The sequence below is a fragment of the Pseudomonas oplopanacis genome, assembly GCF_057128725.1.
Window position 1 is genome coordinate 15,692 of sequence record NZ_JBSKHV010000029.1, and the last position, 12,179, is coordinate 27,870.

At 59.9% G+C, this 12,179-nt stretch carries 13 protein-coding genes; 9 read left to right on the forward strand and 4 right to left on the reverse strand.

Translation table 11 applies throughout. The features are described 5' to 3' along the window. Positions 1 to 5 precede the first annotated feature (5 nt). A complete protein-coding gene (locus ACWKV5_RS29210; protein ID WP_483844088.1) occupies positions 6 to 620 on the forward strand; it encodes a GNAT family N-acetyltransferase in 615 nt (204 codons plus the stop codon). Here ACWKV5_RS29210 and ACWKV5_RS29215 read toward each other — a convergent pair. After that, on the reverse strand, positions 586 to 1,479 hold the full coding sequence (locus ACWKV5_RS29215; RefSeq protein WP_483844089.1) for a LysR family transcriptional regulator: 894 nt from the start codon (positions 1,477 to 1,479) through the stop codon (positions 586 to 588). The two genes, ACWKV5_RS29210 and ACWKV5_RS29215, sit on opposite strands and share 35 nt — an antisense overlap. Before the next feature lie 88 nt (positions 1,480 to 1,567). Then, positions 1,568 to 1,828: a hypothetical protein gene (locus tag ACWKV5_RS29220; protein ID WP_123435611.1), complete on the reverse strand. Its 261-nt coding sequence runs from the start codon at positions 1,826 to 1,828 to the stop codon at positions 1,568 to 1,570. A 176-nt stretch (positions 1,829 to 2,004) separates the two neighbouring features. Between ACWKV5_RS29220 and ACWKV5_RS29225 the strand changes: the two genes are divergently transcribed. Continuing rightward, positions 2,005 to 2,565 (forward strand): NADPH-dependent FMN reductase, encoded by a 561-nt coding sequence (locus ACWKV5_RS29225; RefSeq protein ID WP_483844090.1) that lies wholly within the window; start codon positions 2,005 to 2,007, stop codon positions 2,563 to 2,565. Between the two features lie 228 nt (positions 2,566 to 2,793). Here the strand turns inward: ACWKV5_RS29225 and ACWKV5_RS29230 are convergent, their stop codons facing one another. Continuing rightward, positions 2,794 to 2,991 carry a hypothetical protein gene (locus ACWKV5_RS29230; RefSeq protein WP_483844091.1) on the reverse strand — a complete coding sequence of 66 codons (198 nt, stop codon included), beginning with the start codon at positions 2,989 to 2,991 and terminating at the stop codon, positions 2,794 to 2,796. 118 nt (positions 2,992 to 3,109) lie between these two features. Here ACWKV5_RS29230 and ACWKV5_RS29235 point away from each other — a divergent pair, with 118 nt between their 5' ends. Then, positions 3,110 to 4,393 (forward strand): arsenic transporter, encoded by a 1,284-nt coding sequence (locus ACWKV5_RS29235; protein ID WP_483844092.1) that lies wholly within the window; start codon positions 3,110 to 3,112, stop codon positions 4,391 to 4,393. 38 nt (positions 4,394 to 4,431) lie between these two features. Here the strand turns inward: ACWKV5_RS29235 and ACWKV5_RS29240 are convergent, their stop codons facing one another. Further along, positions 4,432 to 5,382, reverse strand: coding sequence for a DUF1853 family protein (locus ACWKV5_RS29240; RefSeq protein WP_483844093.1), 951 nt, complete (start codon positions 5,380 to 5,382; stop codon positions 4,432 to 4,434). Between the two features lie 108 nt (positions 5,383 to 5,490). Here ACWKV5_RS29240 and ACWKV5_RS29245 point away from each other — a divergent pair, with 108 nt between their 5' ends. The 6 genes from ACWKV5_RS29245 to pepN are packed head-to-tail and all read left to right on the forward strand — an operon-like array spanning position 5,491 to position 12,008. Further along, entirely contained in the window at positions 5,491 to 6,381 is an 891-nt protein-coding gene (locus tag ACWKV5_RS29245) for an NAD(+) kinase (protein WP_027923400.1), read from the forward strand. Continuing rightward, positions 6,378 to 7,352, forward strand: a complete 975-nt coding sequence (locus ACWKV5_RS29250) for a metallophosphoesterase (protein WP_483844099.1) — start codon at positions 6,378 to 6,380, stop codon at positions 7,350 to 7,352. The genes ACWKV5_RS29245 and ACWKV5_RS29250 overlap by 4 nt, the downstream gene beginning before the upstream one ends. Continuing rightward, a complete protein-coding gene (locus ACWKV5_RS29255; RefSeq protein WP_483844094.1) occupies positions 7,349 to 8,218 on the forward strand; it encodes a rhomboid family intramembrane serine protease in 870 nt (289 codons plus the stop codon). Before ACWKV5_RS29250 ends, ACWKV5_RS29255 begins: the two co-directional genes overlap by 4 nt. A gap of 34 nt (positions 8,219 to 8,252) precedes the next feature. Further along, positions 8,253 to 8,513, forward strand: a complete 261-nt coding sequence (locus tag ACWKV5_RS29260) for a YeaC family protein (RefSeq protein ID WP_483844095.1) — start codon at positions 8,253 to 8,255, stop codon at positions 8,511 to 8,513. Then, a complete protein-coding gene (locus ACWKV5_RS29265; RefSeq protein ID WP_483844096.1) occupies positions 8,510 to 9,340 on the forward strand; it encodes a DUF2797 domain-containing protein in 831 nt (276 codons plus the stop codon). Before ACWKV5_RS29260 ends, ACWKV5_RS29265 begins: the two co-directional genes overlap by 4 nt. A 10-nt stretch (positions 9,341 to 9,350) precedes the next feature. Further along, on the forward strand, positions 9,351 to 12,008 hold the full coding sequence (gene pepN, locus ACWKV5_RS29270) for an aminopeptidase N (protein ID WP_483844097.1): 2,658 nt from the start codon (positions 9,351 to 9,353) through the stop codon (positions 12,006 to 12,008). Positions 12,009 to 12,179 lie beyond the last annotated feature (171 nt).

The following is a 12,179-nucleotide window of genomic DNA, read 5'->3' on the forward strand; positions in this document are numbered from 1 at the left end:
CCAGTATGCAACCTGTCATTAATCCCAAGTACCCCGGCCTGTCGGTGCGTGTCGCCGATGACGGCTTTGCGGCCTACATCTGGGGCAGTGATTTCAGTTTTGAAGTCGCCGCCTATGGTGCTGCCGAAATCGGCAAACCGGTCGATCAGTGGCTAATTACGCCGATTACGCCTTATCGAAAGTGCTACGGCATTGACCCGGAAGAGTTCAGCAGCTTTCGCGATGCCGCCGACAGTGCGATTTTCATGGCGTACCTCGACGATGAGCCGGTCGGTCATCTGGTGGTCAGCACCAACTGGAACGGCTTTGCCCATATCGACGAGCTGGCGGTGCATGCCCCGGCGCGGCACCACGGGGTGGCCAAAGCCCTGCTGGACGTGGCTCAGTTCTGGAGCCGCAAGAAAAAACTGCCGGGCATCATGCTCGAAACCCAAAACAACAACCTAGGCGCCTGTCGGCTCTATGAGCGTTGTGGGTACGTGATCGGCGGGATGGATCATCTGCGCTATCGCGGGATTGATCCGAACACCGCCGAAGTGGCGCTGTTCTGGTATCGCTTGTTCGATAATGCGCTGGAACACCCGATCAGTTCGCCAGCATCGCCGCGGCTTGTTCCGTAACGATCTCCAGCAGTGTCTGAATGGCGGCGGCGGGCTCGCCGTTTTTCAGGGTCAAGGCGTAGAGGCTGACCGGCACCGCCGGGGCCAATGGGCAAACATCCAGTCCACTGGTTTTGGCGCCCAGGGCGGTAAAAGGGTCGACAATCGCCAGACCTTCACCGGCCTCGACCATGCTGCGCATCATCTGATGCGTCTGCACCCGGATATGCACGACCGGGGCCGGACGCAACGCCTGCAATTTGTTCTCCAGGGCACGGCTCAGCGGATCGTGGCCTTCTAGGCCGACCATCGACTGGCCCGCCAGGTCCTGCAACGAAATGTACTTCTGCTTGGGTTGCAGCCAGCCATGGGGCGCCAGGAGCTGGAGCTTGCCTTGGGCGATCACTTGGCAATGGATGTCGGCGTGATCGGGGTCATGCAGGCTCAACCCCAGATCGCTTTCGCGCAACAAAAGCGATTTGACGATCTCGCGGGTTGGTTGGTTCAGCAGGCTGCAAGGCGCGTCGGGCAGCCGTCGGCGCAGCGCGGCGATGCTCTGGGGCAGCAATTGTTGAGCAAGCGGCGGGGTGCAGATGATGCGCAGAGGCGGTGCCTGGTACTGCTTGAGGCTGGCGGCCAGGCGTTGGACGGGCTCCAGCGCTTCGTAGACGTGGGTGATTTGTGCTTCCAGTTCCCGCGCTTCGCGGGTCGCCTGCAAGCGCCCACGCACGCTGGAGAACAGCATGAAACCCAACTGACCCTCGGCCTCGCGCAAAATGCCTTCAACCTCGGTCACCGGCAACTGCAGCCATTCGGCGGCGGTGCCCAGGTGACCGGTCTGCACAAGCGCGTGGATCACTTCGATATGGCGTAAACGCATGCGTGAAGTCCATGTTCAGCAGGTGAGGGAATCAGTGACTGAATCCTAACTCAAGTGCGTGCATATGACTTCTGCTCATAACGCGGGGTTATGAAGCGACGTTGGCTTCCGGCACGCTGCCGACGAAGGTGTCGGGTTCACGCACGATGGTCACGTCCGATTGAACCAGCAGAAACTGGTTGTCATCGAGCTTCTTGACGCGATCGCCAATGGCCAGTTTGTAGGTGGTGACAGGCTCCGTGCCGCCGAGGCCGTCTGCCGACGGGGTGGATTCCTGGAACTCATGCACGGAATAAACGCGGCCTTCCGCATCTCTTGCATGGAACTGACCGACAAGTACTGCTGCCATCTGTTTAGAACCTCTGGAGATAAATCACTCAATTTTCGGTTCTGTAGACCGTGGTTAAGCGAAGTAAGTTTTCCTACAAGAAAAAAATAGTCAGGGGCGGTGAAATTCAGAGCCCGCTGGGTGAATCGTCATCTATACCTACAAGTTCTTTCCATCGGACAGTCGAGACATCTTCCATGAGTAACGTCTATACGATCGCCGTCGTGGTCGGCAGCTTGAGAAAGGCATCGATCAATCGCAAGGTGGCATTGGCCCTGGCTGACCTGGCACCGGCAAATCTCAAACTACAAATCGTCGAAATCGGCGACTTGCCGCTCTACAACGAAGACATCGATGGTGCTTCACCGCCGGCAGCCTACAGCACTTTCCGGCAACAAGTACGTTCATCCGACGCAGTGCTGTTCGTCACCCCGGAATACAACCGCTCGGTACCCGCGCCGTTGAAGAATGCAATCGACGTGGGATCGCGGCCCTATGGCCAGAGCGCCTGGAGTGGAAAGCCGGGCGGGGTGATCAGTGTTTCGCCGGGTGCAGTCGGCGGTTTTGGCGCCAACCACCACTTGCGCCAGTCCATGGTGTTTCTGGATGTACCGTGCATGCAGCAGCCGGAAGCCTACCTCGGAGGGGCGGGTTCGGCGTTTGACGAGGCGGGCAAATTGTCCGAATCAGTGAAGCCGTTCCTGCAGAGCTTTATCAATGCTTACGCGAAGTGGGTCGAACAACACAAAAAAGTCTGAAAACACCGTCTCCCCCTGTAGGAATGAGCCTGCTCGCGATAGCGTCGTGTCAGTTAAATCAATGTCAGCTGACAGACCGCTATCGCGAGCAGGCTCACTCCTACAGGGGTTAGGGGGTGTTCATCAGTCGGCCACAGATCATCGACTCGATCTCCGCCAGCCACGCAGCCGTTTGCACCGCCGCCGGCTGTGCGGTCACGCAATAACGCCGGCCACTCCAAGCGGTGATCAGCCACGCATCAATGTTCGTTTCTGACGGTTGCTCAGGTAAATCACTACACGCCGCAAACGCTTCGCGCCACTTCTGCGACAGCTCCTGGAACACCCGCCGATGGTGCTTGGGTCGGCGATCTGGTGTTCGAGGGTCATCAGCTCATAGTCGAACAACGGCTGTTCAACGGCCGGGTTGCGCCAGTGCAAGGCCATGTTATCCGTCTGTAACCTTTTTTTGTACGGGATTGGGGGTGTGTAGAAATTGGGGCTTTACTCTGGTCATGCGTTGCGGCTGAATCGCGGTTTGTTTTTCCGCGCAAGGTTGCTTTGCATGCTCATCGCCTCACTCATTTTCCTGCAGACCATCACCCTGGTGATCTGGCAACCCAAAGGCCTGGGCGTGGGCTGGAGTGCGGTATTCGGTGCCGTGCTGGCGCTGATTTTCGGCGTTGTGCAGGTGAGCGACATCCCGATTGTGTGGCAGATCATCTGGAATGCCACCGGCACGTTCGTGGCGCTGATCATCATCAGTTTGCTGCTGGACGAGGCGGGTTTCTTTGCCTGGGCCGCCTTGCACGTTGCCCGTTGGGGCCGGGGCAGCGGGCGCAAGCTGTTTGCTTATATGGTCTTGCTGGGGGCATTAGTCTCGGCCTTGTTCGCCAATGACGGCGCGGCGCTGATCCTCACGCCCATCGTGATTTCCATGCTGCTGGCACTGCGGTTCTCCCCGGCGGCCACCTTGGCGTTCGTAATGGGCGCCGGTTTCATCGCCGACACCGCGAGCCTGCCGCTGGTGGTGTCGAACCTGGTGAACATCGTTTCCGCCGACTTCTTCCACATCACGTTCAACCGCTACGCGGCGGTCATGATCCCGGTCAACCTGGTGAGCGTCGCGGCCACGTTGGCGATGCTGATGTGGTTCTTCCGTCGCGATATTCCCAAGGATTACGACCCCGAACAATTGGAGCAGCCGGCTACCGCGATCCATGACAAGGCAACGTTTTATGCCGGTTGGGTGGTCTTGGTGATCCTGCTTGTGGGTTGTTTTGCCCTGGAACCGCTGGGCATTCCAATCAGCGCCATTTCCGCTGTTTGCGCCGCGTTGCTGCTGGGTATCGCCGCGCGAGGCCACAAGATTTCCACACGCAAGGTGATGAAAGAAGCGCCGTGGCAGATCGTGATTTTCTCGCTGGGCATGTATTTGGTGGTGTATGGCCTGCGCAACGCCGGGCTGACCGGGTATCTGGCCGGTTGGCTCGATGGTTTTGCCCATTACGGTGTGTGGGGCGCGGCCATGGGCACTGGCGTGCTGACAGCAATTCTGTCTTCGATCATGAACAATTTGCCGACGGTGCTGATCGGTTTGCTGTCGATCGATGCCAGTCAGGCCAGTGGAGTGGTGAAGGAGGCGATGATTTACGCCAACGTCATCGGCAGCGACCTGGGGCCGAAGATCACGCCGATTGGCAGCCTTGCGACGTTGTTGTGGCTGCATGTGCTGGAGCGCAAGAGCATCCGGATCGGGTGGGGGTATTACTTCAAGGTCGGGGTGGTGCTGACGGTGCCGGTTTTGCTGGTGACGTTGGCGGCGTTGGCTGTGCGGTTGTCCTTTTAGACCTGCTCGCGAAGGGGCCGGTCCAGACACCACACCTCTCAACCATTACCCGGCACATTCGGCCAAAGATCCGCCACCAGAAACAACCGCTCTGCTTCCTCCCAATCCCCCTCGGCGTTTTCGGTCAGGCGCACCATCAACTGCGCCGGCGCCAAAGGCTCCAGATCACCGAGCCACGCACTCAATTGCTCGACGCTCCAGGTCTGCTCCGCAGGATAATGCGCCGGCGCCAGCCAGGCATGGCGGGGCAGGGGCTGCCAGCGGCCGAAGGGGCGTTGCACGACAAAGTCCGCCCAGTCTTTCTGGTGCAGCCAGCTACCGCGCAAATGCTGCGGATGCGCGCCGCCGGGGGGTTCGGCGAGGCCCGGCCACGGATACAGCAGGTAACCGCCGAGCCACAGGTGCGCGCTGAACTGCTGGATATCCAGGGCTGCCAGCACTTCGCGACTTTCGCTGCGGGCTGAAATGGGCAATTGATGCTGAGCCAGGTGCGCCAGTTTGCGGTCCAGTCGATCATGACAGCCGGGGCCGAGCCACTGCGCGGAGTCATGCCCGTCGCCATTTTGCGGCCCGAGATAGAGCTTGATCGCCAATTCCAGGTGATGCACGCCGTCGCGATCACGCAGCAGCATGTCCAATTCGCCCAGCGTGTGGCCTTCACGGCGGATCGGCAGGTTGGCGGCGATCAGCTCGATACCCGGCGCGTGACGCACCGCGTACTGCCAAAGGCGCTCGTAATACAGGCCCAAACGCCGGGTTCGGGCCTGGGACAGCCAATGCAGCAAGTCATAACTGTCACGGTCCAGTTGCCGCAGCCAGTGCTCCAGGCGATGCGGTTCTTGCACCCAGTCGCTGCCGGCCAGCGGATGCCGCTGCGGCCACGGCGTATCGACGAGCATCGGCGGCGCGAGGATGACCCAGGCCAGGTCGCGCACTTCGGGGTGGCGCAACTGATGGGGCAACGAGAGCAAATCGGGAAATAGGATCATCTTGCGAGCATAGCCCTAATCATGAGTACACCCTTGTGGCTGAAAGGATTTTGTCTATCCCGCGCTTTCGCCCATAATCGTCTTTTTCGCCGTCCTTGCAGGAACCCCATGGAGCAATTTCGTAATATCGGCATCATCGGTCGCCTGGGCAGTTCCCAGGTGCTGGATACCGTCCGCCGACTGAAACGGTTTCTGCTCGATCGTCACTTGCACGTGATCCTCGAAGACACCATCGCCGAAGTCCTTCCCGGTCATGGCCTGCAAACCTCGTCCCGCAAGATGCTCGGCGAAGTGTGTGACATGGTGATAGTGGTCGGCGGTGACGGCAGCCTGCTGGGCGCCGCCCGCGCGCTGGCCAAACACAATATTCCGGTACTCGGCATCAACCGTGGCAGCCTCGGTTTCCTCACCGATATTCGCCCCGACGAGCTGGAAGTCAAAGTCGCCGAAGTGCTCGACGGCCACTACCTGGTGGAAAACCGCTTCCTGCTGCAAGCCGAAGTCCGCCGTCACGCCGAAGCCATTGGTCAGGGCGATGCTCTCAATGATGTGGTGCTGCACCCCGGCAAATCAACGCGGATGATCGAGTTCGAACTGTACATCGACGGCCAGTTCGTCTGCAGCCAGAAGGCCGACGGCCTGATCGTCGCGACGCCCACCGGTTCGACCGCCTACGCGCTGTCGGCGGGCGGACCGATCATGCATCCCAAGCTTGACGCTATTGTGATTGTGCCGATGTACCCCCATACCTTGTCGGGCAGGCCGATTGTGGTCGATGGCAACAGTGAGCTGAAAATCGTCGTGTCCAAAGATATGCAGATCTACCCGCAAGTCTCCTGTGACGGGCAGAACCACTTCACCTGCGCGCCGGGTGACACCATCACCATCAGCAAAAAAGCGCAGAAGCTGCGGCTGATCCATCCGCTTGACCACAACTACTATGAAGTCTGTCGGACCAAGCTCGGTTGGGGCAGTCGATTGGGTGGTGGAGGCGACTGATGCTCGATCCCGCGCGTAGCTACGACCTGATCGGTGACGTGCACGGTTGCGCTCTGACCCTTGAGCACTTGCTCGACCGGCTCGGTTACCACAAACAAGGTGGCGTCTGGCGGCATCCGTCGCGCATGGCCGTGTTTGTGGGCGACATCATTGATCGCGGCCCGCGGATTCGCGAGGCATTGCACATCGTCCATGACATGGTCGAGGCCGGCCAGGCGTTGTGCATCATGGGCAATCATGAATTCAACGCGCTGGGCTGGAGCACGCCGGCGCCACCGGGCAGCGGCAAGCAGTTCGTCCGTGAACACACGCCGCGCCATGCCCGGTTGCTGGGTGAAACCCTGACCCAGTTCGAAGACCATCCCGGTGACTGGCATGACTTCCTGCAATGGTTCTACGAGATGCCGTTGTTCGTCGATGCCGGGCGCTTCCGGGTGGTGCATGCCTGCTGGGATTCGGGCCTGATCGAGCCGTTGCGCGGATTATTCCCCAACGGTTGCGTCGATGAGCATTTCCTCCAGGCGTCGGCCGTGCCGGGCAGCTTCGCCTGCACCGTGTTCGACCGGTTGCTGCGCGGCACCGACATGCGCCTGCCCGATGGCTTGACCATGACCAGCGGCGACGGCCTGGTGCGTTCGTTCTTCCGGACCAAATTCTGGGAAGACGACCCGCAAACCTACGGAGACATTGTGTTCCAGCCCGACGCCTTGCCCGAGCCGGTGGCCAGGACGCCACTGTCGTCCACGGAAAAAAATACCTTGCTGCGCTATGGCGTCGATGAGCCGCTGTTGTTCGTCGGCCACTACTGGCGCAGCGGCAAACCGGCACCGATCCGCCCGAACCTGGCCTGTCTGGATTACAGCGCCGTGCTCTACGGCAAACTGGTCGCCTATCGGCTGGATCAGGAAACCCGGCTCGATCCACATAAATTTGTCTGGGTCGATGTCGAACGGCCGGAGGTGCTGCGATGAGTGTGGTTGCCGTATTACGTCTGCCGCTGGCGGTGGATTTGAGCGGGTTCGTCAAACTGCTGCAGCGCATGCAGGTGCCGCACCGCGTCAGCGAGGAGTCGGGCGAGCAGGTGCTTTGGGTGCCGTCTAACATCAGCGAAGACGTGCGTTCGTTGTACGAACGTTTTCCGGCCGGTGATCCCGATCAGCAGCTCGACATCCCGGCTGCGCAAACCACGAGACGCCCCGGTTTTGTCGAGCAACTGCGTTACGCCAGGGCGACCGCGGCGATTTTGCTGCTGAGCATCCTTGTCGGTGCGGTGACGCTGCTGGGTGAAAACCTCGACACGATGCGCTGGCTGACTTTCCTCGATTTTCGCGTCGTCGGCGAGTACATCCATTTCGTACCGTTGGCCGACAGCCTGGCGGCGGGGCAGTGGTGGCGGTTGATCACGCCGATGCTGATCCACTTCGGCATCCTGCACCTGGCCATGAACGGCATGTGGTACTGGGAATTGGGCCGGCGCATCGAGTCGCGCCAGGGCAGCATCAACCTGATCGGCCTGACGTTGCTGTTCAGCCTCGTCTCCAACTATGCGCAATATTATTTCAGCGGCCCGACCTTGTTCGGTGGCTTGTCCGGCGTGCTGTACGGCCTGCTCGGGCATTGCTGGATCTTCCAGCTGTTGTCGCCGAACCCGGCTTATCGCCTGCCGCGCGGCGTGCTGGTGATGATGCTGGTGTGGCTGGTGCTGTGCCTGTCCGGGCTGGTCTCGATGATCGGCTTCGGTGAAATTGCCAATGCGGCGCACGTCGGCGGGTTGCTCGTCGGATGCCTGACCGGTTTGTTGGGTGGTTTGTACAACCGCCGTAAACTGGCCGCCTAAAACAGTTTATGTATTAAAGAGCGCGGAGACCTTGATGTCCTCTTTTAACGAAATGATCCAAAACATCACCCCCGATATCTACCAGAGCCTGAAACTGGCAGTGGAAATCGGCAAATGGTCCGACGGTGGCAAACTCACCGCCGAACAACGCGAGCTGTCGCTGCAAGCGATGATCGCCTGGGAAATCCAGAACCTGCCCGAAGACCAGCGCACCGGTTACATGGGCCCGCAGGAATGCAGTTCGAAGTCGATCAGCGTACCGAACATTCTGTTCAAGTCGGAAGCCATCCATTGATCGAGATTGGCCGCGGTGCAATCAGTAAAATGTCGGCGCGTCTTGACGGGTCTGACGTGCAGTACGCGTTTCGTCTGGGCGATGTCGAGGTGCCGGTCAATCCGATGATCGGGACCACCGTACGCCTGGAATACCTGGGGGCGATCTTTTGCTCCCATTGCGGGCGCAAGACCAAAACCAGTTTCAGCCAGGGCTATTGCTACCCGTGCATGACCAAACTGGCGCAGTGCGACCTCTGCATCATGAGCCCGGAGCGTTGCCACTACGACGCTGGCACTTGCCGTGAGCCGGAGTGGGGCGAGAAGTTCTGCATGACCGACCACATCGTGTACCTGTCCAACTCGTCGGGGGTGAAAGTCGGGATTACCCGTGCCACCCAACTGCCGACCCGCTGGATCGATCAAGGCGCCCGCCAGGCGTTGCCGATCATGCGCGTGTCGACCCGTCAGCAGTCGGGCTTCGTCGAAGACCTGTTCCGCAGCCAGGTGGCGGACAAGACCAACTGGCGTGCCTTGCTCAAGGGCGAAGCGGTGTCGGTGGACCTGGCCGAAGTACGCGATCAGCTGTTCGACAGCTGCGCCGAGGGCCTGCAAACCTTGCAGGAACGATTTGGCCTACAAGCAATTCAGACCATTGCCGACGTAGATACCCTCGAAATCCGCTATCCGGTCGAGCAATACCCGGCCAAGATCGTCAGCTTCAACCTGGACAAGAATCCGATTGCCGAAGGCACGCTGTTGGGGGTCAAGGGTCAATACCTGATCTTCGACACCGGCGTGATCAATATTCGTAAATACACGGCTTATCAGCTCGCCGTGCATCAGTAAGGACTCCAGCATGCGCACCGAACAACCGAAGATGATTTACCTGAAAGACTATCAGGCGCCCGAGTACCTGATCGACGAGACGCACCTGACCTTCGAGTTGTTCGAGGACCACAGCCTGGTCCATGCGCAACTGGTGATGCGCCGCAATCCCGAGCGCGGCCCGGGCCTGCCGCCGCTGGTGCTGGATGGTCAGCAGCTTGAGCTTTTGTCGGTCACCCTGGCGGATCGCGAGCTGAGCGAAAGCGACTATCAACTAACCGAGAATCACCTGACCCTGCACCCGACCAGCACCACCTTCACGGTCGATACCAGCGTCAAGATTCACCCGGAAACCAACACCGCGCTGGAAGGCTTGTACAAATCCAGCGGCATGTTCTGCACCCAGTGCGAGGCCGAAGGCTTCCGCAAGATCACCTATTACCTCGACCGCCCGGACGTGATGAGCAAGTTCACCACCACGGTCGTCGCCGAGCAGCACAGCTATCCGGTGCTGCTGTCCAACGGCAACCCGATTGCCAGCGGTCCCGGCGAAGACGGCCGGCACTGGGCGACCTGGGAAGACCCGTTCATGAAGCCGGCGTACCTGTTCGCGCTGGTGGCCGGTGACTTGTGGTGTGTCGAAGACACCTTCACCACCATGACCGAGCGTTCCGTGGCATTGCGCATCTACGTCGAGCCGGAAAACATCGACAAGTGCCAGCACGCCATGAACAGCCTGAAGAAGTCGATGCGCTGGGATGAAGAAGTGTACGGTCGCGAGTACGACCTGGACATCTTCATGATCGTTGCGGTCAACGACTTCAACATGGGCGCCATGGAGAACAAGGGCCTCAACATCTTCAACTCCAGCGCCGTGCTGGCCCGTGCCGAAACCGCCACGGATGCCGCGCACCAGCGCGTCGAAGCCATCGTTGCCCACGAGTACTTCCACAACTGGTCGGGCAACCGCGTGACCTGCCGCGACTGGTTCCAGCTGTCGCTGAAGGAAGGCTTCACCGTGTTCCGCGATGCCGGGTTCTCTTCGGACATGAACTCGGCCACGGTCAAACGCATCCAGGACGTGGCTTACCTGCGCACGCACCAGTTCGCCGAAGACGCCGGCCCCATGGCCCACGCCGTGCGCCCGGACAGCTTCATCGAGATTTCCAACTTCTACACCCTGACCGTGTACGAAAAGGGTTCGGAAGTGGTCGGCATGATTCACACCTTGCTTGGGGCCGACGGCTTCCGCAAAGGCAGTGACCTGTATTTCGACCGCCACGACGGCCAGGCCGTGACCTGCGACGACTTCATCAAGGCGATGGAAGACGCCAACGGTGTCGACCTGACCCAGTTCAAGCGCTGGTACAGCCAGGCCGGTACTCCGCGCTTGGCGGTGAGCGAGTCCTACGACGCGGCGGCGAAAACCTACAGCCTGACCTTCCGCCAAAGCTGCCCGGCGACCCCGGACAAGGTTGAAAAACTGCCGTTCGTGATTCCCGTGGAGTTGGGCCTGCTGGACGCCAAAGGCGCGGCGATTGCCTTGCGCCTGTCCGGCGAAGCCAGCGCTCAGGGTACGTCGCGGGTGATTTCGGTGACCGAAGCCGAGCAGACGTTTACCTTCGTCGACATCGCTGAACAGCCGTTGCCTTCGTTGCTGCGTGGTTTCTCGGCGCCGGTCAAATTGAGCTTCCCGTACAACCGCGATCAACTGATGTTCCTGATGCAGCATGACAGCGATGGTTTCAATCGCTGGGATGCCGGTCAGCAGCTGTCGGTGCAAGTGCTGCAAGAGCTGATTGCCCAGCATCAGGCGGGTGAAACGCTGGTGCTGGATCAGCGCCTGATTTCTGCCCTGCGCACCGTGTTGTCGGACGAGAAGCTGGATCAGGCGATGGTCGCGGAAATGCTTTCGTTGCCGGGTGAGGCGTACCTGACGGAAATCAGCGAAGTGGCTGACGTCGATGCAATTCACATTGCCCGTGAGTTTGCGCGCAAGCAATTGGCTGACGGGTTGTTCGAGGCGTTGTGGCTGCGTTATCAGGCCAATCGTGATCTGTCGAAGAAGACCCCTTATGTGGCCGAGGCCGAGCACTTTGCTCGTCGTGCGTTGCAGAACATTGCGCTGTCGTACCTGATGTTGAGCGGCAAGCCGGAAGTGTTGGCGGCGACGCTTGAGCAGTTCGAGGCGAGCGACAACATGACCGAGCGCCTGACGGCGTTGGCGGTGTTGGTCAATTCGTCGTTTGAAGAAGATAAAGCCAAGGCGCTGGCGAGTTTTGCCGAGCACTTCAAGGACAATCCGCTGGTCATGGATCAGTGGTTCAGTGTTCAGGCGGGCAGTGCATTGCCGGGTGGTCTGGGGCGTGTGCGTCAGTTGATGCAGCATCCGGCGTTCAACATGAAGAATCCGAACAAGGTACGGGCGCTGGTGGGGGCGTTTGCCGGGCAGAACCTGATCAACTTCCATGCGGCGGATGGTTCCGGGTATCGCTTTCTGGCGGATCTGGTGATCGAGTTGAACGGGTTTAACCCGCAGATCGCTTCCCGTCAGTTGGCACCGCTGACTCGCTGGCGCAAGTATGACGATGCGCGTCAGGCGTTGATGAAGGGCGAGCTGGAGCGGATTCGTGCTTCGGGGCAGTTGTCCAGCGATGTGTTTGAAGTTGTGAGCAAGAGCCTGGCCTGAGTCTGGGTTTTCTCCCTCAGGGTTCATTCGGGCCCTGTGGGAGCTGGGTTTTCTGCCTTGGCGGCCTGACAGCCGACCATTCTCTTTCTCGGTGTGGTGTACATATCCATTCCTGCGGTTACGGCCACTTAGGGTTTCGCCCTTACGGCGACTCACTTTTTTTTCAAACGC

Coding starts and splice junctions, on each gene's coding strand:
- ACWKV5_RS29245 (WP_027923400.1), top strand. CDS start 5,491: ATGGAGCAATTTCGTAATATCGGCATCATCGGTCGCCTGGGCAGTTCC.
- ACWKV5_RS29210 (WP_483844088.1), top strand. CDS start 6: ATGCAACCTGTCATTAATCCCAAGTACCCCGGCCTGTCGGTGCGTGTC.
- ACWKV5_RS29260 (WP_483844095.1), top strand. CDS start 8,253: ATGTCCTCTTTTAACGAAATGATCCAAAACATCACCCCCGATATCTAC.
- ACWKV5_RS29215 (WP_483844089.1), bottom strand. CDS start 1,479: ATGCGTTTACGCCATATCGAAGTGATCCACGCGCTTGTGCAGACCGGT.
- ACWKV5_RS29255 (WP_483844094.1), top strand. CDS start 7,349: ATGAGTGTGGTTGCCGTATTACGTCTGCCGCTGGCGGTGGATTTGAGC.
- ACWKV5_RS29220 (WP_123435611.1), bottom strand. CDS start 1,828: ATGGCAGCAGTACTTGTCGGTCAGTTCCATGCAAGAGATGCGGAAGGC.
- ACWKV5_RS29230 (WP_483844091.1), bottom strand. CDS start 2,991: ATGGCCTTGCACTGGCGCAACCCGGCCGTTGAACAGCCGTTGTTCGAC.
- ACWKV5_RS29235 (WP_483844092.1), top strand. CDS start 3,110: ATGCTCATCGCCTCACTCATTTTCCTGCAGACCATCACCCTGGTGATC.
- ACWKV5_RS29240 (WP_483844093.1), bottom strand. CDS start 5,382: ATGATCCTATTTCCCGATTTGCTCTCGTTGCCCCATCAGTTGCGCCAC.
- ACWKV5_RS29225 (WP_483844090.1), top strand. CDS start 2,005: ATGAGTAACGTCTATACGATCGCCGTCGTGGTCGGCAGCTTGAGAAAG.
- pepN (WP_483844097.1), top strand. CDS start 9,351: ATGCGCACCGAACAACCGAAGATGATTTACCTGAAAGACTATCAGGCG.